We start from the raw sequence: 22,973 nt of genomic DNA, 5'->3' as shown, positions 1-22,973 counted from the left end.
CCTGGCAAGTTTTAATTGCTGGGGGACAGTGTGTTGCGCTTAATGCGCCGAAGGCCGATAAATGCCAGGTAGATGCCGGAACCTGCGGCCGCAGCCATTCCGGCGGCAGGCAGCCCGCCAGGTACGCCAGGTGTGCCGGCACCCGTGTCGGGTGCCGCGGCTGTGCTTGGTTCGCCGCTTGCAGCAGGGCTGGAAGCGGCTGCCGAGGGCGCCGCGGCGGCGGGATTGCCCACATCGAACGTGTAACCGTCACTGATCGGGTGACCATCCGCGGAGACCACCCGCCAGCTGACCTGGTAGCCGCCGTCGGGGAGTTCCGTGAGCGGCTGGGTCAGCGTTTCCCGGGTGAGTGCCGGTGCGCCGGAAACCCAGTTCTTGCCATTGTCATCGACGACGCGGACCTCATGGCCCAGCGTCAGCAGGGGTGACCTGAACTTCAGGATGATGCTGGCCGGCGTTTTGTCCAGACGCTCATCGGGCGCCGGGCTGGACGAAATCAACTGGTCGTGGGCAAAGGCCGCTGGTGCTGCTGTGAGGCTGAAGCCTGCATAGAGCAGGAGGGCGGCGAGCAGGGGTGCTCCCAGACCCGGATTCCGCCATGCTTTCGAGGGATTTCTTGTCATGGCGACTTCCCGCCCCGGCGCCGTCTTGACAGCGTCGCGGGCAGTATCGGGTGAAAGGCGCGGAGCGCCTAGGACACGAGCGGAAGCAGGGGCGGCCCGCGGTGGCGCATCACCAGCAAGGGCTCGCCAAGGTTGCGCAGTGCCCGGACCGGACGGTTGGCGGGCAGTGCTGCGGGGGCCGGGCGCACCGGCAAAGGGCGTAAGAGCGGGATTAGGGCCGTCACGCGGAGGCGCATGGCCTGAAGCAACCGGACGACGGCCACCTCGCCGTGGCGCAGGGTGGCCACGGTCAGGCCGGCGGCGACGGCATGGCCCAGCCACATCAGTGGCGAAGCGTGGTTGGTCGCGGAGGAAAGAATCGTGGCCGTAGGTTCCAGCGCGGACGAGTGGGCCAGATGGCCGCTGGCCGGAGCAGTGGCTCCGTGGGGAGCCGCCGCTCCGCTGAACAGCCAGTGGAAAAGTCCCTGGCTCAGGGCCACACCGGCGGAGAGCCGCCACAGGGACAGCCCGCGGCCCGTGAGGGCGGTGCAGACCAGCCCGGACAAGGCAAAGGCCAGCAGGAGAAGGGGAAGTTCGGGGGCGCTGCCGCCGGCCAGGAAGTGCGAACCGGCGGCGATGGAGGTCGTGACGACGGCGCCGATCCAGCCGCGCAGGAGGCGCAGGCCGCGTGCCGTCATTGTTCCTCCTCGATCACCACTAATTCTACAGGGCGTCGAAGTCGGCTTGGTTGCCGCCGGCTTTCAGGGACATCCCGGTGAGTGCAGGGGCCGCGTTGGTCTGGCTGATCCGCTCAGCCTCTGGCGCAGAAACTCGGAGCGGACTGCAGTATTTCGCATACCCTTGAAGTATAAAATTTCCGACTGGGCATCAGGTGTGTGTGCGTCCGGCTCAGGTGCCCGGCGCTTCGGTGTGGACTGGGGCACGATCCGGGCCGCCTTGAAAACCCTGTGCTGTGCCGGGCACTGACGGTGAGCGCGCTCTCTGACGGACTTCAGTACCGGGCTGCCACCGGATGGAGCTGCATCCCTGACATGTACGCGAGGTCCGTCACGGTGATCCCATCGTCCGGGTTCAGCGCCTGGACCACCCGCCCGCCACCAAGGTAGATCGCCACGTGGTAGAAACCAGGAGCCGTGCCCCAGACCAGCAGATCACCCGGCCGTGCCTGCGACAGTGGGACGTGCACGGGCGCCTGGGCAAACTGTTGTGCCGCGGTGCGGGGCAGATACTTGCCGGCAGCGGCGAACGCTGTCTGGACCAGTCCTGAGCAGTCAAAGCCGTAGGCCCCCGTGCCGCCGTACTGGTAGAAGAAGGGTGCGCCGATCTTGCCCAGCGCCACCGAAATCGCGGTCTGGTTGGAGCCGGCGGGCGTGGGTGAGGGAGCCGGGGCCGGAGCGGGTGCTGGCGCGGGGGCCGGTGCGGGGGCCGGCGCGGGGATGACCGGAGCCGGTGGTGCCGGTGCCGGTGCCGGAACGGCGGGGGCCGGCCGGATTCCGGCACCAGGCTGCGGGGCCGGACTCTGCATTGCCGGACTCTGCTGGGCCGGACTCTGCATTGCCGGACTCTGCTGGGCCGGAACGGCAGGGGCCGGTGCCGGCGCAGCGCCCCCGGTCACCGCAGCCAGCCGCTCCAGTTGGCGCCCGCGGTCCAGGGCGTCCACCCGGGCGGACTCCAGTTCCGCTGTGGTGTTGTTCAGGACCGCGAGCCGGTCCACCAGTGCGGTCCGCTGGGTCCTGGCCTCGGAGACGGCAGTCCGCTGGGCATCGCTGGCACGCTCGGCGTCGATCTTGCGGGATTCCGCCGTCCGGGCGGCCTCGTCGGCGGCCTGGTTGGCCTCCGCGGCGGCCGCCGTCAGGGAATCAGCGGCAGCGGCGGCGGTTTCCGCGGACTGGAAGGCCCGGCTGCGGCCCGCGGTCACGGCTTCGAGGGTGGCGGCCTGCTGCAGAGTGTTGCCGTTTCCGTTGCCGCTGACAATGCTGCTGAGGGCGGGATTCAGGCCACCGGTGCGGTAAAGCTCGCCGGCGAGCTGGCCGATCTGCCTGCGCGTCCTCTGCTGTTCCGCCCCGGCGGCCGAAGCCCTGGCCGAAGCGATCTCCGCCGCGTCCCGCCGGAGCTGGACTTCAACGAGGGCATCGCCATAGGCATTGTTGGCCTGCATGGATGCCGCGCGGCTGGCCTCCTGTCCCGCGGAGGCGTCCGCCAGGAGCCGGTCGATCACGGTGACCTGAGCCGCCGTCGCGCTTTCACCGGACTTGGCTGACGCAATCTCTTCCGGCGAGGGCACCGCGGGGGAAGCCGGCGCCGGAATCGTTGGCGCCGGTGACGCTGGCGATGCCTGCGCAGGCAACGAAAGCGTTCCGAGCAGTACGACGGCGGTGCAGAGCACGGCCGTGTTGCGGCCGGAACCGGTCCAAATCATGGGAAAACCTCGCTGCTGTGTCGGGCTGGAGCGGGCGAGGTTTTGGTTTTGGCGCAAGGAGGCCCCTCTGCTGATCCCCCAGCAGGCTTGAGGCTACGTGCTCAATGCCACTTTGGCAACACTGGTCACATCTATAACATAAACAACAATAGTGTCATTTAGTCACATTTGTGCCCGGCGTGTCGCAGGCAGGGAAGCGCCGGACGCGACCCGCCCCCGGGTGGGTCCCCGGCATAGCAGGCAACCGCGCTCAGGCGTGCTGGTGGGCCTCGTGCTCGGCGTGGGTGACCGGTTCCAGCTGAAAGGTGCAGTGGTCGGTGTCGAAATGCGATCCCAGGCAGCTGGCCAGCTTGTCTAGCACCCGGTCCGTGTCCAGGGCTCCCAGCGCCGCGTCCTCGACTACCACGTGCGCGGAAAACACCGGCACCCCCGAGGTGATGGTCCAGATGTGGATGTCGTGCACCGACACCACCCCGTCCACGGCCAGGATGTGTTCGCGGATCAGCTGCACGTCGACGCCCTTGGGGGTCGCCTCGAGCAGGACGTCCACCACGTCTCGGAGCAGATGCCAGGCCCGGGGCAGGATCATCAGCGCAATGACCATCGAGGCGATGGTGTCCGCGGCCTGGAAACCGGTCACCATGATCACAACGGCCGCGGCGATTACGGCGAAGGAGCCGAGCAGATCGCCCAGGACTTCGAGGTAGGCGCCCCGGACATTGAGGCTCTCCTTCTGGGCGCCGCGCAGAATCAGCAACGAGACCAGGTTGGCGGCCGCGCCGAGGACTGCGGCGGCGAGCATCACATCGGTGCGCACCTCGGGAGCGGAGCCGAGCCGGCGGATAGCCTCCGTGAAGATGACCACCGAGATGACGATCAGCACCAGCGCGTTGGCCAGGGCGGCCAGGACTTCGGCCCGCTGATAGCCGTAGGTGCGCTTCTCGTTTGCCGGGCGGGTGGCAATCCACGCGGCCAGCAGCGCAATCGAGACGCCGGCGGCGTCGGAGAGCATGTGCCCGGCGTCAGCGAGCAGCGCGAGGGACCCGGAGAGCACCGCGCCCATGATCTGGACCAGCACGACGGCGAGGGTGATGGCCAGGACGGCGACCAGGCGGTTCCGGTGCTTGCCAGTGCCAGTGATGCCGTGCGAGTGGCTGTGGTCGTGTCCCATGCCTACAAGGCTAGCCCCAGCCGAGCTCATGCAGGCGGTCGTCGCTGATGCCGAAGTGGTGGGCGATCTCGTGGACCACGGTGACGGTGACTTCCTCGATGACATCCTCGCGGGATTCGCAGATTTCCAGGATCGGCCGGCGGTAGATGGTGATCCGGTCCGGCAGGGAACCGGCGTCCCACCACGAGTCCCGTTCGGTCAGCGGCACCCCTTCGTAGAGGCCCAGCAGTACGGTGTCCGGGTCCTCGCCGGGCTGCGGCGTGTAGTCGTCCTCGATGAAGATAGCCACGTTGTTCATAGTCTTCGCGAGTTCCGGCGGGATCCGGTCCAGGGCGTCGCTCACCGCGGCGTCGAAGTCGGTTTCCGACATCGGGAACGGTTCCGGCTCCCGGCCGCCCTGGCTGCCGTCGGCGGGGACGTCCGGGTCAGCGGGGGCGTTCGGGTCGTCGGGGACTATGGGCAGGCCGGGCGGCAGCGAAGGGGACATAGCTGAACTGTAGCGCCGAAACTAGTGGGAATTTTCGTTAGTTCGTCGGGGTATGGGCGCGGTGGCCGAACTCGGGGACATGCCCCGCGCCGGGGCCAGCGGATGGACGTAGTGCCATTGTGCCCGGTCCCGGGTGCGAAGAATGGGCATGTCCCCTGTTACCCCCGCCGCGGAAAGGCCCAGGCTCCGCCCAACCCCGAACTAGCCAAAAAGACCACTGTCGGGACCGGCGCCGGGTCAGGCCCACGCCCACGAGGCAGATCCCGCCGCCGATCAGGCCCCAGATGGTGGGAATCTCGCCCAGCACCAGCCAGGAGATCAGGATCGTGGTGCCCGGTACCAGATACGTGGTGGCGGCGAGCCGGCCGGCGTCGATCATTGACAGCGCATAGGCCCAGGTGGTGAAGGCGATCGCGGTGGGGAAGACGCCGAGGTACACGAGTCCCAGCGTGGCCGGCAGCGGCGCCGCCTGCAGTTCGGTGACCAACTGCCCGCTGAAAGGCAGGCAACAGACGGCGCCCACCATGATGCCGAACCACGTCGCCTGCGCCGCGGGGAACTTCCGCAGCACCGGCTTCTGCACAATCACACTTACCGCCGCGAGGGCCGCCGCCAGCAGGCAGAGCAGCACGCCGGCAATATCCGCCGTCGACCGCTGGCCCGAACCGAGAGCGATCACCGCTACCCCGCCGAACGCGACGAGGCTGCCGATGATCAGCCAGCGCGGGAAGCCCTCCTTAAGGATCACCCCGGCCATGATGGCGATCAGGATGGGGCTGACGTTGATCAGCAGGGCGGCGGTGCCGGCGTCGACCAGGTGTTCGGCAGCGTTCAGCGCCACGTTGTAGCCGCCGAACCACATGACGCCGTAGGCCAGAATGGGCCACCATTCACGGCCCCTGGGCAGCTTGCTGCTCTTTCGGAGCCGCGGCAGCACCACCAGGCCCAGTACGACGGCGGCGATCGCCAGCCGCCCGAGGGCAAGCGGGCCGGGGGAGAAGCTGGGGCCAACGGCCCGGATCCCTACAAAGGCGGACGCCCAGAGCACCACGGTGACGACGACGGCGGCGATGCCGAGCCGGCTGATCTGGCCGTGCCGTATGGTCTTGCCCGGGGATGCGGGCGCTGCAGCCTGGAAAGTCACATCGTGGGTGCTGTCCTGCGTGCTGTCCGGTTGGGGGGAGCCTGTTGCGGCCGTTGTTGCCATGTTAGTCAATGTAGTCCGTCCGGCGCAGTGGGGCTGGCGGAAATCGGTCGCGTCTAGTCGAGTCCTGCCAGCGGCCGTGCGCCCGTCCCCGGGCGGGTTCACCGGAGCGGACGGGCGGCGGCCTGAATCGCCGCGGCCACCTCGTCCAGGGCTGCGGATCCATGCCGCCACTGCTGCCAGTGGAGCGGCACATCCACGTGTGCTGCGGGGTCGAGGGGGACGAGCCTTCGGCGTTTCAGCTCGTCCCGGACCTCAATTTCCGGGAGCAGCCCCCACCCCATCCCCCAGCGGATGGCTTCGCCGAACTCATGGGCGGCCGGGACGTAGTGCCGCGGCGGCTGGAGTACTTTGCGGCTCACTCCCCGCAGGTAGCGGTCCTGCAGATCGTCCTTGCGGTCGAAGACGATGACCGGGGCCGCCGCGAGCGTTGCCGCCGTCGTTCCGTCGGCAAACCACCGGGCGGCGAAGTCCGGGCTGCAGACCGGCAGATAGCGCATGGTGCCGAGCCGGCGGGACGAGCAGCCGGGGGCGGCCTTGGCGGTGGCGGTGATGGCAGCGGCCGCTGCACCGCTGCGGAGGAGCTCCAGCGAGTAGTCCTGGTCCTCGCGCAGGATCTCCAGCTGGACCTTGTCCGCCACTGCGGCCAGGCCCGGGAGTGCCCAGGTGTGGAGCGAATCGCTGTTGATGACCAGGGTCAGACGGACCCCTGAATGGGTGGCGCCGGGTTGCAGTTCCTCGGCCAGGTCGGCGGACAGCATGTGGAGCTGGCGGGCGAAGCGCACCACGGCCTGTCCCGACTCGGTGAGTTCGACGGGCCGGGTCCGTTTCAACACCGGACGTCCCACCGTTGCCTCGAGGGCGCGGACACGCTGGCTCACCGCCGACGCCGTGACCGAGAGGTGGCTGGCGGCAGCCTCGAAGCTCCCGTGGGTGACGATCGCGGCCAGTGTCCGGGCCTGCTCCGGATGAATTACCATCATTAGCTCATCTTATGATGACTCACAATAATTACCTGGTCTCATGATCTATTGCGGCCTAACGTGGCTGGCGTGATCCTCTCTCTCGTCGCGGGCCTGGCCAGCGGGCTGTCCCTGATCGTCGCCATCGGTGCCCAGAACGCTTACGTACTCCGCCAGGGCATCCAGCGGTCGCACGTTCTTCTGGTTGTTGCCGTGTGCGCCCTGTCCGACCTCGTGCTGATCATGCTCGGTGTGGCCGGGGTGGGTGTCCTCATTGAGCGGGCGCCCGGGCTTTTTGAGGTAGTGCGGTGGGCGGGCGCCGCCTTCCTCCTGGCCTACGGGGTCATGGCTGCGGTGCGGGCCATCCGCGGAACCCAGGCTGCCCAGCCGGCGACCGGTCACCAGGGGTCGTGGATGGCCGCGCTGGGCACCTGCCTGGCGCTGACATGGCTGAACCCCCATGTCTATCTGGACACCGTTCTGCTGCTGGGGTCCCTGGCAGGCACCCACGGAGCGGACGGGCGGTGGTGGTTCGCTGCCGGCGCAGGTCTGGGCAGTATCGCGTGGTTCGCCGCGCTGGGTGCAGGCGCGCGTTTCCTCGCGCCGGTGTTTGCCCGGCCGGGCATCTGGCGTGTGCTCGACGGCGGTATTGCCCTGGTCATGGTCGCCCTCGCTGTCATGCTTGTAGCCTGAGATAAGTCAGCCGTCCCACATGACACTTTGAAGAAGGAACCGCCCGTGTACGTCCCCTCGCATTTCGCTGCAGACCAGGACGCCATCAGGGAGTTGCTCGCGAACCCCGGTGCGGCCAACCTCGTGACGTCGACCGAGCGGGGACTGCTCGCGACGCTGCTGCCGTTCGTCTACGATCCGGCGGCCGGCGAGCATGGGGCACTGCTGGGCCATGTTGCCCGCAACAACGAACAGTGGCTGCTGCCGGCACTGGGCGAATCCCTTGTCATCATCCAGCGCTCCGACTCGTACATTTCCCCGTCCTGGTACCCTTCCAAAGCCGAACATGGCCGGGTTGTCCCGACGTGGAACTACACCACCGCGCACGCCTACGGCCGGCTCATCGTCCACGACGACCCGGCCTGGGTTGAAGACCTGGTCCGGCGGCTGACCACGCTGCACGAAGCATCGTCGGAACGCCCCTGGACCGTGGACGACGCGCCGGCGCGTTTCACGGCCGGGCAACTCCGGGCGATTGTCGGCGTCGAACTTGTCATCACGAGGGTTGAAGCGAAACAAAAGCTCAGCCAGAACCGGTCGGCTGCTGATATTGGCGGCGTCATCACCGGGTTGCGTGCCCGGGGTGACCTCGAATCGGCGGCCGATGTGGAGCGTGCGCAACAGGACCAGGCCCGGGACCAGGCCCGGGGGAGCTGAGCGCCCGCGAACCGGCGACCGTCGATTTTGGATAATCCAGAGGTCTGTCCTATAGTTTTATAGGTCCAGTTCGGAGCAACTCGAAAGGACAAAAACGAACGGCTTCGGCCCTTTATTTTTGCCCCCAATGAGCCGAATTGAGTTCTGGCCCCCATCGTCTAGCGGCCTAGGACACCGCCCTTTCACGGCGGCGGCACGGGTTCGAATCCCGTTGGGGGTACACAGGGAAATGGTCAGTCCGGATGTGAAAGTCTGGTAGGCTAAAGGCCTTGAAAAATTGCGGTAGCAATACTGCAGAGAAGCAAGAAAACAGCAAGGCCCTGTAGCGCAGTTGGTTAGCGCGCCGCCCTGTCACGGCGGAGGTCGCGGGTTCAAGTCCCGTCAGGGTCGCTCTGATTGCCAGAAGAAATTCCGGCCGTCATGGTGACACGTCACCTAGGCTCTGTAGCTCAGTTGGTAGAGCGTTCGACTGAAAATCGAAAGGTCACCGGATCGACGCCGGTCGGAGCCACCAGCTAGAACCCCGCAGTTCCCAGTGTTTACACGGGAACGGCGGGGTTTTTTCGTTGCACGGTGAAGCCCTCGAATGGGATCTCCCGAAATCAGCCGAATTCTCCGACGGACTCGGTGCCGATATCGCCTTGTTGGGCCAAGACCAGACGAGCCAGTTCATCGTCGGGCCCCATGGGCATTTTTCTTAGCTCGTCGGGGGTTCAGGCAGCGCCAGGACGTGTCCGTTCCGGGAGGACATGTCCATTCTTCGCGCCCGGGGTAGGGCGCGGACTATGCCCACCCGCGGCCCCGGTGCGGGGCATGTCCCTGAGCGGTGCCCTCCCGGCCCCGGCCCAAGCCACCCGACGAACTAACGAAAATGCCCATCGGCGAAGCTGTCATCACGGCCGGGGTGTTCAGCTCAGCATCGGTGATCTTATGAGTGATGCCGATGGGGATGCTGGACCGGGCCGGGACCCTTTCAGGAATTGCCATACCCACCTTGCCCTTCACATCGCCGGGCCGCGCCGAACGAACCCCCTGGAGCTACTCCTCTAGACTCGCTGGATGTCTAGCAGCCAGAAATCCCAGGTGATCGTACTGAACGGCGGTTCGAGCTCCGGCAAACCCTCAATTGCTAGAGCGCTTCAGGAGATCCTCGCGGGCATCTGGTTGACCTTCGGCGTCGACACGTTCATCGCCGCACTTCCTGTCAGGGGGTACAGCCCGCGCGCGGGCATCTCCTTTGAGCAGGACGGCACCATCCCTTTAGCGCTGAGCATCGGGCCTTAGAACGAAGTTGGTATACCGGCCTCAGCGGTATGGCCCGGGCAGAGGCCCACATGATTCTCGATGAGGTGCTTCTTTCCGCGGGTGCTGGACAGGAGCGCATACATTCAGCATTCAGCGGAGTGAAGCTCAGCTGGGTGGGAGTGCGCTGTGACCCGGATGTCGCCGCACCCCGCGAGGTACGACGTCTCGACCGTGTGGAAGGAATGACGCGACAGCAAGCCTTGAGCGTGCACGGCGGAGTTGCCTACGATCTAGAGGTCGACACCACGAATCGCTCGACTGAAGAGTGCGCACGGGACATTGTCAGCCAGCTGTTGCTCAAGGCTTTGGCCCGCTGAGGGATCAGCTGACGGGTGTCAATGGCCGATAATTTGAGGCCGGAACGTATCGCAGCTCCTGCGCTCTGCCTTCGGCTTCCTAACTGAGAAGGGCGTTCTTCTGCCGGGATTTGATCGTTGAGCTCTGCCCGCAGCTGGTGCAGGTGATGTCGAATTTTTTGGATGTTGTGAGGACGGGAATGAAGAACAGGGTGAGTTTGGTGGCGCGTTCCTGCAGGTGATGGTGGATGAACCGGCCGCAGTACTGGCATGTCGCCATCCGTCCGGGCAGGTCGCGAAGGAGCGTTTTGAGGCCGAAGAGCAAGAACATGGTGTGTGCCTTTCAAGGGTTGTTCCGGTCAGTCGCTGGTTTGGGCGTCCGGTGAGGACAGGCGGGCCGCGAGGCCTGAGAGCAGGATGTTGATTCCCTGGTCGAGTTCGGCTGCGCCGTCATAGTCGGCGAGGACCGGGGCGAGAGCGCGGAGTCTCGGAAAGTCTTTCGCCGGCAGACGGTGCAGGCCGAGGCGGAGAAGGGCTTCATTTTCGTCCGGGTCGGCGATGATTTCCTGCAGTTCGTTGAGGATGTGTCCGTACAGGTAGCCGTAGTAGGCGCGGTAGACGTGCAGGGCGTCAGCCGGGGTGAATCCGGCGTCGATTAGCAGCGACAGGATTTGTTCCAGGGGCCGTAACGTCCCCAGCGGCCGGAGACCCAGGGGCGTGGATAGCGGACGGGTCACGAGCAGGGGCACAACGTTAGGGTGCCGGAGCGCCAGCCGCCGCAGGTCGTGGGCGATGTGGCGGAGCTGTGCCTGCCAGTCCGGGTCGTCGGGGAAAATGGAAAGTTCATTAAGAACGAGCTCGGAGACGCCGTCGAGCAATGCCGCGCGGTTCTCGGCGTAGCGGTAGAGGCCCATGGGATCGCGCCCGAGTTCCTGCCCGAGCCGGCGCATGGTGAGGGCATCGAGTCCCTCCGCGTCAACCAGTGCCAGAGCCGCGGACAGAACCAGCTCCCGGCTGAGCCGCTTTTTCCTGCCGGCGCCTGTGACAGGAGCCGGTTTTTCTTCGGGTGACATGGGTTTCCGTTCCCGTGGCTGTGGCCAAGCCCCCTTCCAAAGAAAGTAAGTAGGCTTGCTTGTTGTGTAGTCTACGTGTAAAGTCTACATCGTAGAGAAGTTGTTATCACCGGTTTCTGAAGCGGGACGTTGGTTGCACGGCCATTCCGGCCCCTCACATCACCCCAGGAGCTTCCCATGACTGCCAATAACACCCAGACCGCACGCACCGAGACGACCCGGAACGCGGACGACATCAAGATCTCCACGAGGACGCTCGAGTTCGCCGTATATGCCGCCGCAGTGCTCGCCACGATCATCACCGCTGCCGTCGTCGGAGACGACCGCAGCGAAAACGGCGTGGATGTCTTCAACGCCCATGACGCCATGCAGCTCATCACTTGGCTGACGGTCGGTCTCATGGTGGCCCGCGGCCTGGCCAAGGCCGGCAACCGCAACCACAACCACGGCTAACATCTGTACCTCGTTCGGCTGTGAGTGCTGTTGAACAATGATGGTCCTGGTGCGGCCGCCGAAAGGGCGGCGGCACCAGGATTTTCAGTCCGAATTGTTTCATCCCCGGATCTGCACCCGTCCGGGAACCCGCTTCGGCGCCGCGTGCACGGCCTTGAGGCTTCAGCTGCTGTAGCCACACGGCGGCACGAGAATGCACCGAGCGGAAACGAGCCACCCATGGCAGATTCGCAGCACGACCGGTTCCTGCAGGCAGCCACTACCCACGTCCCGGCGTGCGACCGTGCTCTGGGCCGGACCCTCCGCTATGGCGTCTCTACGAGTTGGTGTCGCCTGTTCCAGGCCGCGCCCGGGCCGGAAAATGTATTCCGGACTGCCATGAAGAAGAAGCGGATCGATCCTTGGCGCACCGGCCATTGTCTGAAGGACCCGGTCTCGGCGGATTACAACCAGGCCAGCTACCCGGAAGTGGTCTGATCCGGATGTCGGCGACTTTCCCCGCATCCATGCCGCGCGATGCCCACCGGCCCCGCGTCCACTGCCAGGAGCCCATGTCACCCGCGGACCCCACCCTTCGGGGCGTGCAGTGGCCGGTTTCCACGGAGGCCGGGCCTGCGGAGTTGTTGAGCGTTTACCTCCGGACCCGCGTTCTGCGGTGCCGGTGCGGATTCCAGATGGAAATACCCCGCCAATGCCAGGCAGGACCCTGTCCGGATCTGCAGCCAGCCGAGAACGACGCGGGGACATTGTGACCAGAAACGACGGCGCACACCAACCCGCACACCCGGCAGTGGGGAATTGGCCGGGCTGACCCCGACACCCTCGTCCACGCCGGCAACAGTTGAACAGCTGCACTGTTCGGTCAGCGGGCCGCGAAACGGCTGGAATCAGCCGCCCCGTCCGGAAACCACCACTTATAAACCAGGAGCACACCATGGATTCTGTACGGACTTTTGGGTCAATAGTCATCATCTTCAATCCCAACAGCACCGGGGATGCGCCCACGCTCGCCGAGAAACTCCGGGACCGGCTTGCTGAGCTCCTCACCTACACGCCGGATCTCAGGCTCCAACCGACCAGTCACGCCGGACACGCCGTCGAGCTCGCCCGCGAGGCTGCCAGCAAGGGCGGCCACGTACTTGTTGTGTCCGTCAGCGGTGACGGGGGCTATAACGAAGTCGTCAACGGCGTGAAGCAAAGCGGCAACCCCAACGCGGTCTGCGCCGTCATGGCGGCAGGGAACGCCAATGACCACCGGCGGGCCACCGGCACCAAGCCGCTGGAAGAGGCCATCGCCGAGGGCAATGTGCGCCACGTCGACCTGTTGCGCATCCACACGGGCCAGGGAGACGACGCGCCGGCGGTATACGCCCACTCCTACATCGGATTCGGTCTGACGCCGGTGATGGCGATCGATATTGAAGAGGGCAGCAAAGGTGCCATCAAGGAAATGGTCTCCGTGATCCGGGCCTTCGCGAAGTTCAAACCGTTCGAAATACGCCAGACCGACGGAAAGCGCCGGAAGCTTGACAGTCTTGTCTTCGCCAACATTTCTGAGATGGCGAAGTACGCCACCCTGAGTGACGCTGACGACGAGCCGTCCGACGGAAAATTCGAGGTGATCCTCTTTCCGCACATGCCCAAGTGGCGGGTACTGCTGACGGCCCTGCGCGCCACCACGCAGGGACTGGGCGACCAGCCAAGCGTCAGCACTTACGAATTCACCACACTCAAGTCCCTTCCCTACCAGATTGACGGGGAAGTGAAGTCCGTGGATGCGGACACACTGGTCAAGGTCGAATGCGCCCCGGCCGCCCTGCCAATACTTGGGTAGAGCCCGGCACGAGGCACGAAGGAACCGTGGAGCCTGACGACGCCGCGGAGGATGAGCCCCATCCGCGACCCGCGGCCTTTCCTGCTTTCTGAGGACACGTCTTGACCTTGCCGAAGATACGTCTTGACGGGTTTCATGCTCGCTCATAAGCTAAGCATGCTTAGTAAACTCGCTTCGAAAAAGTCCGCGATCCATATCCGGGGAAACGGCCGGGTGTGGGGAGACCGACCCAGGGTTACGGTCAGCAGCGAAGTTACCAGTGTCCATCCGTCACCTTCTTGAGGAGCCACCATGTACTTGCACACTCAGCAGTTGATCAATGAAATCGCCGTGGACGAGCCCGATCCCGCGGCGGCCAATGCCCTGCAGGAAGGGCTGGGTGGGCAGTTCGGCGAAATGCGCACCATGATGCAGTACCTCTTTCAGAGCATCAATTTCCGGGGGGACCCGGCGTCGAAACCTTATAAGGACCTTATCCAGGGCGTGGGCACCGAGGAGATCAGCCATGTCGAACTTATCGGCACAACCATTTCCCGGTTGCTGGACGGATCCCCGCAGTACCAGGGGAAGAAAACCGATCCCGTGGATCAGCCCGGCGCGAAGGGAGCCACGCCGCTGAAGATAGCGCTGGACACCAGCAACATCCACCATTACCTCGTGGGCGCCCAGGGTGCTCTGCCAGTGGATGCCGCCGGCAATCCGTGGCTGGGGTCATATGTGTACAACAGCGGAAACCTGGTCCTCGATCTGCTCTACAACCTGATGCTGGAATCCACGGGGCGGCTGCAGAAATGCCGGATTTACGAGATGACTGAGAACGCCGCCGCACGTTCCACGATCGCGTACCTGATAGTGCGGGACCAGGCGCACGAAAATGCTTTCGCAAAGGCCCTGGAGAGCCTGGGGGTGAACTGGGGCAAGGTGCTGCCCATCCCGAAAACCAATGCCGAGCAGTTCCCCGAAGTCAAGAAGCTCCTGGACAAGGGGCTCCAGAGCATCCAGTACACGTTCAGTGCGGACGACGCCAGCGAGGCGGCCAAGCTATACCGGGGCGCATCTCCTTCCAATGACGGCACCGAACTGAGCACCGGTGTGATGCCCGAGGGCTTCCCGATGGCAATGTCGCCGGAACGTCGGGAGGAATTTGCGCCCGGGCTGGATGCTGACCTCCTGGCACTCATCCAGGCCACCGCCGAAGTCGAACTCGAAGCGGCCGATAACCCCAGCGAATCCAAAACGACGTAGCCTACCCGGCCCTCCCCATGACCCGGCGGCCCGAACACCCGGAGCGGAACGGGACAACGTGCTCCACCTGGGCCTGGGCATTGGCATGATCGGCCTGGCTCTGGCGCTCTCCCGCGACAGCGTCAAGGCAACGCCGGCCCGCCGCTAATCCTTGACAACCACAACGATCCGCAGCCGCACGGCCCCCACCAAGGAGTAACTATGAACATCCCTGAACCGAGGGGACCTATCAGCGCCGGGCTCATTGCCATCCTGGTGGAGGAGAAGCCCGGGCCGGAACCTGCCGGCCTGGCTGACCTGCACACTCTGGTCGCGGAGCGGCTGTTGGTCATCGCGGACATGATCGACGACGACGTCCAGCTCGCCTTGTTCTGCCTCTATGAACTGCACTACGGAGGGCTGGACGGCGTCGATGACCGCTGGGAATGGCATCCCGGGCTGATCGGGATCCGCCAGCTGCTGGAGGAACCGTTCGAGGCGTGGCTGCGGGCCGAGGCCGGCCCGGTGTCGGCGTCCGTGGTGCGCCCGGACTCCAGGACGCCCGGCAGCGATGCCACTGCGGCCCTTCTGTTCGGCATGGCCGGGCGGGACAGCGGTCCCAGTGTCTCCCGTCATGTGGCGAAGAAAGCGACGGCCGGGCAGCTGCGTGAATTCCTGATCCACAAGTCCTTGTATCAGCTCAAGGAAGCCGACCCGCACACTTGGGCCATTCCGCGCCTGAGCGGCCGGGCCAAGGCCGCCCTCGTGGAGATCCAGGCGGACGAATACGGCGGCGGCCACCCGGAGCGTATGCACAGCGCCATGTTCGCCCGGACCATGAGGGGGCTGGGACTCAATGACAGCTACGGCGGCTACGTGGACGCGGTCCCGGCCATCTCACTGGCCTCCGTGAACATGATGTCCCTGTTCGGGTTGAACCGGCGGCTTCGCGGAGCCATTGCCGGGCATCTGGCCATGTATGAGATGACGTCCTCACGGCCGAACCAGCTCTACGGGAACGGCTTCCGCCGTCTGGGATTTGATGCGGACGTCACCGGGTACTTCGATGAGCACGTTGAGGCGGACGCCGTCCACGAACAGATAGCCGGAAGGGATCTCGCCGGCGGACTCGTAGAGGCCGAACCGGACCTCCTGGACGATGTGCTCTTCGGTGCGGCCGCGGTCTCCTGCATCGACGCCCGCTTCGCGACCCACCTCCTGGACGCATGGGAGAACGGCCGGTCTTCACTGCGGTCGGCCATTCCCGCCGCGGCATGACTGACCGGGCACCACGTTTCCTCCCGGGACCGCGGGAGGAGTACATTCTGCCCCAAGGCCGGCCGGAGGAGTGCCATATGCGGGAACCCGCCCTGAATCCGGCGCGCATTCCGAGGCCGGGCGACGGCTCCGGCATGCAGGCAAGATCCGCCCGTTCCCTCCCCTAACTCTGATCGGAAACAGCCATGAAGGACACCCAGCCAAACCCCGGCAGCGCCTCACTCTTCCTCTGCCCGGACGGACCCATCCTGGTCCGCGGCGACTTTGACGTCCTCACTCCGGCCGGGGATCCCGTGCCGCGGCAACGCAAGACCGTTGCCCTCTGCAGATGCGGTGCCTCCGCCCTAAAGCCGTACTGCGACGGCACCCACAAACTAATCAACTTCCGCACCGGCGGCCCGTCGGTTGCTCCGTAACGGCCCTTCTGGCGGGTCAAAAGGGCCGTTACGGAGCAACCGATGGGAGTTCGACGGCGGGCATGGTTGGGGGCGCAGGAGCGAACCGGTCTAGACTCGCACGCTGGGGAAAGAACGCCAAGGCCGCCAGCAGCCTGAACGGGCCGGCGGTGCAATCTCAACCGGAGAAGTGATTTCTAACCGTGATCCTGAAAAATATTGCACGCCCATTGACCATCAGCGTCCTCCTCGCCTCCCTGGCACTTACCGGCTGTTCGGCGCCGGAAGCCGGCAGCACGCCGTCGTCCGCGTCCGCCACTTCCGCTCCCTCCGCCTCCTCGGCGGCGGCTCCGAGCAAGTCCTCCGGACCCTACGGCGACTTCCCGACGGCGGCCGCCGCCTGTGCCAAGATCTCCGAACAGGCTGCCGGCGCTACGCTGCTGCCGCTCTCGGCGGCGCAGGGGAAAACGGCTGAGCTGGAGGAGGCCAAGGCGGAACTGGCCCGGACGGCCGAGATGGTCCCGGACAGCATCAAGGCGGACTTCGCCACGCTCAGCCAGACGGCTGTCGCCGGGGTGTTGGACCAGACGGTCTTTTCCAGCGGAAAGCTCCAGGATGCCATGGCCCCCGTGCAGCGCTGGCTCGCCGCGAACTGCAACTAAAGCGCCAGCCGCCAGCCGCTGGCCGCCGCGGGGTTCCTCCTCGGAACCGGACTCTGCGGCGTTCCCAACGCCAGGCCTCCACCTTGTCGGGGGCAGACGCTAGGGTGGTCTCAAGAGAAGAGGAGTGCCTTATGGAATACCAGAATTCCCAGCCCGTAGCGGGCTCCGTTCCCGAGAAGCCCACTGCCGCACCGGCGGGCAGCGGCGGACGCACCGTGATTTCCGAAGCCGCCGTCGCGAAGGTCGCCGGCATCGCCGCCCGCGCCGTCCCGGGCGTCTATTCCTTGGGATCGGGCCCGTCACGCGCCCTCGGGGCCTTCCGCGACGCGGTGGGCAGCTCGGACCACGCCGCCGGAGTCCGCGCCGAAGTGGGTGAGACCCAGGTCGCCGTGGATATCGATCTGGTGGCGGTCTACGGCACTCCCCTCCACGCCCTGGCGGACCAGATCCGGGCCGCGGTTTACGCGGCTGTCGAGAAACTCGTGGGGCTCCAGGTCATCGAGGTCAACGTGGAGATCCATGACGTCTATGTGCCGGGTCCGGCTAAGCCCGGAGAAACCCGGCCGGCGAGGGAGGCAATCCAGTGAATCTGACCGTTGTAGGGATCGCAGCAGGCGCCTTCGCGGCGTTTATGTCCTTCCAGTTTGGTGTCTGGGGTTTCCTCGGCGCCTTGCTGTTCATGGGAATCGGGGCCGTTCTGGGCCGCGCCGCGGAGGGGAAACTGGACCTGCGCAGCGTGGTCGACGCCCTCACTGGCCGGCGTTCTTCCTCATGAGCGGTACGGCCGGGGCCGTGGTTCACAGCGCCGCGCTGGCGGGACACAACCGAATCAGCACCCAGGCCCTGACCAGCGTGGCGCGGGCCGCCGCCGCGGAGGCGCTCGGTGTGACGGCGCCGGAAGTCCGGGCCGAGTGGTCCGACGACGACGGCCTGCTGGCCTTGTCTCTGGTCGCACCCATTACCGTGCCCCCGTTGACCGCCGTGCTGCGGGATCCGGGACGGACCGCAGCCTTCGGCGGCTCCGTCTGGGACAGGGCCGTGGCCGCCAAGGCTCAAATCCTGCGCCGGGTGACCGAATTGAGCGGCGCCCGGCTGAGCCGGGTGGACATCCGCATCAGCGGAGCAAGCGTCAGCGAAGGGGGGCGGGTCCGGTGAGCCGCGATCCGGAACGCGGGCACGCGGAACAACCGAAGCAATCGGCATCCGCTGTCCCAGCGGACCCCGCGGCCGGAGCCCCCGCGGCCGGAGCAGGGGGCGACGCAGGCATGGAGTCGATCCTGAAACGTGAGACCCGCTCGTCGAGGGCCGAGGCATCCGTTATCGCCGCCGTTCTTGTCATTGCGCTGTGCGTGTATGCACTCCTGGAAGCTGCGGTCCGCGCCGTCGGGCAGCCGCCGTGGCTCGTGGATCCGCAGACTGCGGCCGACCAGATCGTAGCGCTCCCCGGGCGTGTCCCGCCCCTGCTGCTGGGCGTTGCCGGCGCGGTACTCGTCATGCTGGGCCTGTTCTTCTTCCTCAATGCGGTCCTGCCCGGACGCCGGGCCCGCCACCTGCTCTGGGACCGCCGCGCCGCCGTCGTGGTGGACGACGAAGTGATCGCCTCCGCGCTCGCGCGCCGGGCGCGGCTGGCCACCAACGTGACGCAAGAGCAGGTCACGGTGATTGTGTCCCGACAAAGGGTGGTGGTGAACGTCCGCCCCACCTCCGGCATCCCCCTGGACGAGGCTGCTGTGTTGGCCGCGGTTCAGGACGAGCTCCGGGGCATGGGGCCTTCCCCCATGCCGGAGATCCGGATTGTCGTCGCCTCGGCAGGAGTGATCGGCGCATGAACAGCACCCCTAGAATCCTCAACCGGATCCTGATCGGGATCCTCGGCGTCAAGCTCCTCGCCATCGGAATCCTGCTGATCCTGCTGGCCGTTGTTCCGGCCGTCGGCAGTTGGTGGCAGACGTGGTCCGCCGGGGTGTGGAGCAACTGGCGGGATGGCTTCGAAGTCACGCGCTTCCCGGGCCGGACAGAGAGCTGGCTGTGGATTGTGCTGGCGGTGCTGCTGCTCGCGGTGATCGGCGCCATGGTGGCGTGGGCTGCCCAGCAGGGTAAGGGGCGGTCCAATCTGCTCGCCAGCGAAGAAGACCCCGGCGAAGTTCCCGGAAACGTCCGGATCGGCTGCGGCGTGGCCGAGCAGGCGCTGCGGGCCGCGCTGGCTGAGCGTCAGGACCTGGCCGGAGCCACCGTCGCGACCTACGAATACCGTGGCGAGCCTGCCCTGAGAATCCGGGTCCAGCCCCGCCAGGGCGTAGCCCCCCATATTTTGGCAGCCGAGGTGTCCGGCCTCGTGGAGGCGCTCGACGCCGTGATCGGGAAACGCACTCCCGTGCTCATCCACATCGCAGCCGGCGCACGGTCCAGGTTCGGCCGGGCCGAGCGGGTCCGCTGACCCGGTGCTGAGGTCCCGGCCACATTCTGCCGTATCCCGCGCAGCCCCAGCGACCAGGCAGATGATGGCGGACTGGCGCGGGAGCCGGCCCGAAGGGTGCCGATCTCCTTTCGATAAAGGTTTCATGTAAACGCTTGCATTCCTCACCGCCAAGTCGCTATTGTGATGGTCACCACACCAACTGCACCGCCGTTTTTCTATCCGGTACTCAGCGAGGAGCCTCCAGCATGAAAACCCCTAAATTCCTACTTCCCGTAGCCACGGCAGGCGTTCTAGCCCTCACACTCTCCGCCTGTGGTGGCGGAGGGGGCGGCGGAACAACAGGTGGCAACGCCGGTGGCGACGCCGCGCAGGGCCTCGAAGGCCGCGGGCCCATCACCTACGTCCAGGGCAAGGACAACAGCAACGTCGTCCGGCCGCTGATCGAAAAGTGGAACGCTGCCCACCCGAACGAGAAGGTTACGTTCAAGGAGCAGACGGACCAGGCCGACCAGCAGCACGATGACCTCGTCCAGAACTACCAGGCCAAGAATGCCAACTACGACGTCGCAAGTGTTGACGTCGTGTGGACTGCAGAGTTCGCAGCCAAGGGCTGGCTGCAGCCGCTCAAGGACAAGATGGCCCTGGATACCGCTGCCATGCTGAAGCCGACGGTTGACAGCGCTTCCTACAAGGGGACGCTCTACGCGGCCCCGGTGTCGTCCGACGGCGGCATCCTGTATTACCGCAAGGACCTCGTCCCCACGGCTCCCAAGACCTGGGACGAGATGATGGGCATGTGTTCCGTCGCCAAGGCCAACAATATGGGCTGCTTCGCGGGCCAGTACGCCAAGTACGAAGGCCTCACCGTCAACGCCTCGGAGGCTATCAACTCCTTCGATGGCTCCGTGCTGGACAAGGACGGCAAGCCCAGCCTGAACAGCCCGGCTGCCAAAGAGGGCCTGAGCGCCCTCGCCAAGGCCTACGCCGACGGCAACATCCCCAAGGAGGGCATCACCTTCCAGGAAGAGCAGGGACGCCAGGCCTTCCAGGACGGCAAGCTCCTCTTCCACCGCAACTGGCCCTACCTCTACAACCTGGCTACCACGGAAGGATCCTCGAAGGTCAAGGACGTTCTGGGGATGGCCGCGCTGCCGGGCAAGTCCGGTCCCGGCGCTTCCTCCCTCGGCGGACACAGCGCCGCCATCAGCGTCTACTCCAAGAACAAGGCCACGGCCCTGGACTTCGTCAAGTTCCTCGTCAACGAGGAGAACCAGAAGTTCTTCGCCACCCAGGGCTCACTGGCTCCGGTGCTGACCAGCCTCTATGGCGACCAGGCGCTGGTGGCCAAGCTTCCGTACCTGCCGGTTCTGAAGACCTCGATCGAGAACGCCGTACCGCGGCCCGTCACCCCGTTCTACCCGGCCGTCACCAAGGCCATCCAGGAAAATGCCTACGCGGCGATCAAGGGCGAAAAGACCGTCGACGCGGCACTGTCCGACATGCAGAAGTCCATCGAGTCCGCTAGCGCGGGACAGTAGCCTAGCCATGGCAACCGAATTGGGCCCGACGCCGGTTAAGTCACCGGCGTCGGGCAGCGCCCCGGTCCACCGTGCGCCGAAGGGCGTGGGCGAGGACAACCGCGTCGCCAGCCAGGGCCGATGGGCCTCGTGGCTGCTTGCGCCGACCATCATCGCGCTGGCGATCGTGATCGTTTACCCGATTATCAGCGCCATCATCATGTCCTTCTCGAAGGACTCCGGCCTTGACCCCGTCACGGGACTCTTCACCGCGGGCGGACCGGCTGGCATCTCGAACTACGTGAATTGGATTGCCCAACAGTGTGCCGCTCCGGGCGGCGGAACCGTCGCCTGCCCGCCGGGAACCCTTGGTGCGCAGTTCTGGTCGGCGACCGCCACCACGTTCTTCTTCACGGTGGTGACCGTGGCACTGGAAACTGTGCTCGGTTTCTGGATGGCTATCATCATGGCTCGAACCTTCAAGGGCCGCAGCCTGGTCCGGGCAGCCGTTCTGGTTCCGTGGGCCATCCCCACCGCCGTGACCGCCAAGCTCTGGCTCTTCATCTTCGCCTTCGAGGGCATCGCCAACAAGTTGTTCAACACCACCATCCTCTGGACGGGCAGCGAATGGCCCGCCAAGTGGGCCGTTATCATCGCAGATACGTGGAAGACCACACCGTTCATGGCGCTGCTGATCCTGGCAGGCCTGCAAATGATCCCGGCCGACGTCTACGAAGCGGCCAAGGTGGACGGCGCGTCCGCCTGGCAGCGGTTCCGCATGATCACCCTGCCGCTGGTGAAGCCGGCGCTGATGGTGGCCATCCTCTTCCGGACCCTCGATGCCCTGCGGATGTTCGACCTCCCCTACATCCTCACTGGTGGTGCGAACAACACCACCACGCTCTCCATCCTGGTGATCAACCAGATCAGGCAAGGCTTCAACGCCGCTGCGGCACTGTCCACCATTACGTTCATCATCATCTTTGTCGTTGCCTTCATCTTCGTCCGTTTCCTCGGAGCGAATGTTGTGGAGCAAAGCGGCGGCACCGGTAAGGGGAAGAAATGACCGCCGCGACCGAACTCCGAGCACGGCAGGACCGTGGCCGCAAGGTAGCCCAGAACCGCGAGAAGTGGGCGCAGGGCCGCACCTACATCAGTGCCGCCGTGATCCTTATCTGGTGCCTGGCCCCGGCCTACTGGATGGTGGTGACGGCGTTCAGGGATGTCGGATTCACCTACGACACCTCACTGCTGCCCAGCCATGTCACGCTGGATAACTTCAACACCGCCTTCGACACTTCCTTCGGCAACCGCTTCGGCCAGGCGCTGATCAACAGCGTGTTCATCGGCGTCGTGGTCACCATCATCTCGCTGGTGATCGGCGTCTTCGCGGCATACGCGCTGGCGCGGTTGAACTTCCGGTTCAAGTATTTGGTGCTCGGCTTCATCCTGGGGGCGTCCATGTTCCCCGGCGTCGCCCTCATCACCCCGCTGTTCCAGCTGTTCACCAATATCGGCTGGATCGGCACCTACCAGGCACTGATCATTCCGAACATCTCCTTCGTCCTCCCGCTGACGGTTTACACCATGACGTCGTTCTTCCGGGAGATGCCGTGGGAGCTGGAGGAATCCGCCCGAGTGGATGGCTGCACCCAGGGGCAGGCGTTCCGCAAGGTGATCATGCCGCTGGCTGCGCCGGCCATTTTCACGACGGCGATCCTGGCATTCATCTCCTCCTGGAATGAGTTCCTTATCGCCAGCCAGCTCTCGAGTGACGCGACCCAGCCGGTGACGGTGGCCATTGCCAGCTTCGCGGGTGCCCAGCCCAACCAGATTCCCTACACGGCCATCATGGCCGCCGGAACTATCGTCACTATTCCGTTGGTGATCCTGGTTTTGGTCTTCCAACGCAAGATCGTTGCTGGCCTCACGGCCGGCGCGGTTAAATGACGGTGCGGCCTTGAGCGCCAAGCCAAGCCGCGGCCTAATCCGCAGCGAGCACCGGCGCGTGCGCTCGGGGGAGGACTTCGACATCATCATCGGACTCCTCGGGTTCTGGGCACTGGTGCTGCTGGTGGGCACCGTCTGGATGGAGGTGACCGCCCAGCCGGCCCTTGGCTGGGCGCTCGGGCTGCTGGCCACTGTGCTGGCGCTGTACGGGATGATCCGGCTGCGCCGGCGCCTGCCCCAACGGACGGCGACCAGGCAGAAGTAAGGACCGGGGGTTACAGCTGCCGTGCCGCGGGGAGGCTAGCTGACACA

The 22,973-nt window shown here is 65.6% G+C and carries 28 protein-coding genes, 3 tRNA genes and 1 pseudogene; 23 read left to right on the top strand and 9 right to left on the bottom strand.

Annotated elements, in window-relative coordinates; genetic code table 11:
- Positions 1-11 precede the first annotated feature (11 nt).
- The 7 genes and pseudogenes from RCH07_RS02435 to RCH07_RS02405 form a co-directional block, all read right to left on the bottom strand.
- The gene (locus RCH07_RS02435) at positions 12-623 is read right to left on the bottom strand and encodes a copper resistance CopC family protein (protein WP_326965872.1); all 612 of its coding nucleotides are present in this window, start codon (positions 621-623) and stop codon (positions 12-14) included.
- A gap of 68 nt (positions 624-691) precedes the next feature.
- The gene (locus RCH07_RS02430; RefSeq protein ID WP_326965871.1) at positions 692-1,300 is read right to left on the bottom strand and encodes a hypothetical protein; all 609 of its coding nucleotides are present in this window, start codon (positions 1,298-1,300) and stop codon (positions 692-694) included.
- 314 nt (positions 1,301-1,614) lie between these two features.
- Positions 1,615-3,042, bottom strand: coding sequence for a C40 family peptidase (locus RCH07_RS02425; RefSeq protein WP_326965870.1), 1,428 nt, complete (start codon positions 3,040-3,042; stop codon positions 1,615-1,617).
- Positions 3,043-3,292: 250 nt separating this feature from the next.
- Positions 3,293-4,213, bottom strand: a complete 921-nt coding sequence (locus RCH07_RS02420) for a cation diffusion facilitator family transporter (RefSeq protein WP_326965869.1) — start codon at positions 4,211-4,213, stop codon at positions 3,293-3,295.
- A 10-nt stretch (positions 4,214-4,223) separates the two neighbouring features.
- Positions 4,224-4,700, bottom strand: coding sequence for a metallopeptidase family protein (locus RCH07_RS02415; protein ID WP_326965868.1), 477 nt, complete (start codon positions 4,698-4,700; stop codon positions 4,224-4,226).
- A 220-nt stretch (positions 4,701-4,920) separates the two neighbouring features.
- Positions 4,921-5,907 (bottom strand): annotated as a pseudogene (locus RCH07_RS02410) (DMT family transporter); the annotation flags it as partial.
- A 98-nt stretch (positions 5,908-6,005) separates the two neighbouring features.
- Positions 6,006-6,887: an ArgP/LysG family DNA-binding transcriptional regulator gene (locus RCH07_RS02405; RefSeq protein WP_326965867.1), complete on the bottom strand. Its 882-nt coding sequence runs from the start codon at positions 6,885-6,887 to the stop codon at positions 6,006-6,008.
- Positions 6,888-6,956: 69 nt separating this feature from the next.
- On the opposite strand from RCH07_RS02405, the gene RCH07_RS02400 reads away from it, so the two are divergent.
- The 7 genes from RCH07_RS02400 to RCH07_RS02370 all read left to right on the top strand — a co-directional run bounded on the left by RCH07_RS02400 (position 6,957) and on the right by RCH07_RS02370 (position 9,877).
- Positions 6,957-7,559, top strand: coding sequence for a LysE/ArgO family amino acid transporter (locus tag RCH07_RS02400; protein WP_326965866.1), 603 nt, complete (start codon positions 6,957-6,959; stop codon positions 7,557-7,559).
- Between the two features lie 45 nt (positions 7,560-7,604).
- Entirely contained in the window at positions 7,605-8,255 is a 651-nt protein-coding gene (locus tag RCH07_RS02395) for an FMN-binding negative transcriptional regulator (protein WP_326965865.1), read from the top strand.
- 147 nt (positions 8,256-8,402) lie between these two features.
- A tRNA-Glu gene (locus RCH07_RS02390) sits at positions 8,403-8,475 on the top strand.
- A 96-nt stretch (positions 8,476-8,571) separates the two neighbouring features.
- A tRNA-Asp gene (locus tag RCH07_RS02385) sits at positions 8,572-8,645 on the top strand.
- A 48-nt stretch (positions 8,646-8,693) separates the two neighbouring features.
- Positions 8,694-8,769 (top strand) — tRNA-Phe (locus RCH07_RS02380).
- Positions 8,770-9,314: 545 nt separating this feature from the next.
- A complete protein-coding gene (locus RCH07_RS02375) occupies positions 9,315-9,539 on the top strand; it encodes a phosphotransferase-like protein (protein ID WP_326965864.1) in 225 nt (74 codons plus the stop codon).
- Positions 9,540-9,568: 29 nt separating this feature from the next.
- Positions 9,569-9,877, top strand: a complete 309-nt coding sequence (locus RCH07_RS02370; RefSeq protein WP_326965863.1) for a phosphotransferase-like protein — start codon at positions 9,569-9,571, stop codon at positions 9,875-9,877.
- A gap of 79 nt (positions 9,878-9,956) precedes the next feature.
- Here RCH07_RS02370 and RCH07_RS02365 read toward each other — a convergent pair whose 3' ends face one another.
- Positions 9,957-10,187 carry a zinc-ribbon domain-containing protein gene (locus RCH07_RS02365; RefSeq protein WP_326965862.1) on the bottom strand — a complete coding sequence of 77 codons (231 nt, stop codon included), beginning with the start codon at positions 10,185-10,187 and terminating at the stop codon, positions 9,957-9,959.
- 28 nt (positions 10,188-10,215) lie between these two features.
- The gene (locus RCH07_RS02360; RefSeq protein WP_326965861.1) at positions 10,216-10,929 is read right to left on the bottom strand and encodes a TetR/AcrR family transcriptional regulator C-terminal domain-containing protein; all 714 of its coding nucleotides are present in this window, start codon (positions 10,927-10,929) and stop codon (positions 10,216-10,218) included.
- A 177-nt stretch (positions 10,930-11,106) separates the two neighbouring features.
- On the opposite strand from RCH07_RS02360, the gene RCH07_RS02355 reads away from it, so the two are divergent.
- The 16 genes from RCH07_RS02355 (at position 11,107) to RCH07_RS02280 (ending at position 22,926) form a co-directional block, all read left to right on the top strand.
- Positions 11,107-11,382, top strand: coding sequence for a hypothetical protein (locus tag RCH07_RS02355; RefSeq protein ID WP_326965860.1), 276 nt, complete (start codon positions 11,107-11,109; stop codon positions 11,380-11,382).
- A 219-nt stretch (positions 11,383-11,601) separates the two neighbouring features.
- Positions 11,602-11,859 carry a hypothetical protein gene (locus RCH07_RS02350; RefSeq protein WP_326965859.1) on the top strand — a complete coding sequence of 86 codons (258 nt, stop codon included), beginning with the start codon at positions 11,602-11,604 and terminating at the stop codon, positions 11,857-11,859.
- A 457-nt stretch (positions 11,860-12,316) separates the two neighbouring features.
- Positions 12,317-13,216, top strand: coding sequence for a diacylglycerol/lipid kinase family protein (locus RCH07_RS02345; RefSeq protein WP_326965858.1), 900 nt, complete (start codon positions 12,317-12,319; stop codon positions 13,214-13,216).
- Between the two features lie 291 nt (positions 13,217-13,507).
- The gene (locus RCH07_RS02340; protein ID WP_326965857.1) at positions 13,508-14,461 is read left to right on the top strand and encodes a manganese catalase family protein; all 954 of its coding nucleotides are present in this window, start codon (positions 13,508-13,510) and stop codon (positions 14,459-14,461) included.
- A gap of 201 nt (positions 14,462-14,662) precedes the next feature.
- Positions 14,663-15,718 carry an iron-containing redox enzyme family protein gene (locus tag RCH07_RS02335; RefSeq protein WP_326965856.1) on the top strand — a complete coding sequence of 352 codons (1,056 nt, stop codon included), beginning with the start codon at positions 14,663-14,665 and terminating at the stop codon, positions 15,716-15,718.
- A gap of 185 nt (positions 15,719-15,903) precedes the next feature.
- Positions 15,904-16,134, top strand: coding sequence for a CDGSH iron-sulfur domain-containing protein (locus RCH07_RS02330; protein ID WP_326965855.1), 231 nt, complete (start codon positions 15,904-15,906; stop codon positions 16,132-16,134).
- 209 nt (positions 16,135-16,343) lie between these two features.
- The gene (locus tag RCH07_RS02325) at positions 16,344-16,775 is read left to right on the top strand and encodes a hypothetical protein (RefSeq protein ID WP_326965854.1); all 432 of its coding nucleotides are present in this window, start codon (positions 16,344-16,346) and stop codon (positions 16,773-16,775) included.
- A gap of 131 nt (positions 16,776-16,906) precedes the next feature.
- Positions 16,907-17,362 carry an Asp23/Gls24 family envelope stress response protein gene (locus RCH07_RS02320; RefSeq protein ID WP_326965853.1) on the top strand — a complete coding sequence of 152 codons (456 nt, stop codon included), beginning with the start codon at positions 16,907-16,909 and terminating at the stop codon, positions 17,360-17,362.
- Positions 17,359-17,550: a hypothetical protein gene (locus RCH07_RS02315; RefSeq protein ID WP_326965852.1), complete on the top strand. Its 192-nt coding sequence runs from the start codon at positions 17,359-17,361 to the stop codon at positions 17,548-17,550. Before RCH07_RS02320 ends, RCH07_RS02315 begins: the two co-directional genes overlap by 4 nt.
- Complete coding sequence (locus RCH07_RS02310) at positions 17,547-17,930, top strand: hypothetical protein (RefSeq protein WP_326965851.1); 384 nt, start codon at positions 17,547-17,549, stop codon at positions 17,928-17,930. Before RCH07_RS02315 ends, RCH07_RS02310 begins: the two co-directional genes overlap by 4 nt.
- A 110-nt stretch (positions 17,931-18,040) precedes the next feature.
- Complete coding sequence (locus tag RCH07_RS02305; RefSeq protein WP_326965850.1) at positions 18,041-18,604, top strand: DUF6286 domain-containing protein; 564 nt, start codon at positions 18,041-18,043, stop codon at positions 18,602-18,604.
- Positions 18,601-19,212 (top strand): hypothetical protein, encoded by a 612-nt coding sequence (locus tag RCH07_RS02300; RefSeq protein WP_326965849.1) that lies wholly within the window; start codon positions 18,601-18,603, stop codon positions 19,210-19,212. The genes RCH07_RS02305 and RCH07_RS02300 overlap by 4 nt, the downstream gene beginning before the upstream one ends.
- Positions 19,213-19,439: 227 nt before the next feature.
- Complete coding sequence (locus tag RCH07_RS02295) at positions 19,440-20,732, top strand: ABC transporter substrate-binding protein (RefSeq protein ID WP_326965848.1); 1,293 nt, start codon at positions 19,440-19,442, stop codon at positions 20,730-20,732.
- A gap of 7 nt (positions 20,733-20,739) precedes the next feature.
- A complete protein-coding gene (locus RCH07_RS02290) occupies positions 20,740-21,777 on the top strand; it encodes a carbohydrate ABC transporter permease (RefSeq protein ID WP_326965847.1) in 1,038 nt (345 codons plus the stop codon).
- Positions 21,774-22,661 carry a carbohydrate ABC transporter permease gene (locus tag RCH07_RS02285; protein WP_326965846.1) on the top strand — a complete coding sequence of 296 codons (888 nt, stop codon included), beginning with the start codon at positions 21,774-21,776 and terminating at the stop codon, positions 22,659-22,661. Before RCH07_RS02290 ends, RCH07_RS02285 begins: the two co-directional genes overlap by 4 nt.
- 10 nt (positions 22,662-22,671) lie before the next feature.
- Complete coding sequence (locus tag RCH07_RS02280; RefSeq protein WP_326965845.1) at positions 22,672-22,926, top strand: hypothetical protein; 255 nt, start codon at positions 22,672-22,674, stop codon at positions 22,924-22,926.
- The last annotated feature ends 47 nt before the right edge of the window (positions 22,927-22,973 follow it).

Origin of the sequence: Arthrobacter sp. CG_A4 (assembly GCF_035985125.1) — a bacterium.
Lineage (GTDB): Bacteria > Actinomycetota > Actinomycetes > Actinomycetales > Micrococcaceae > Arthrobacter.
The sequence above is the reverse complement of the archived record's forward strand: the minus strand, read 5'-3'. Positions and strand labels throughout refer to the sequence as shown.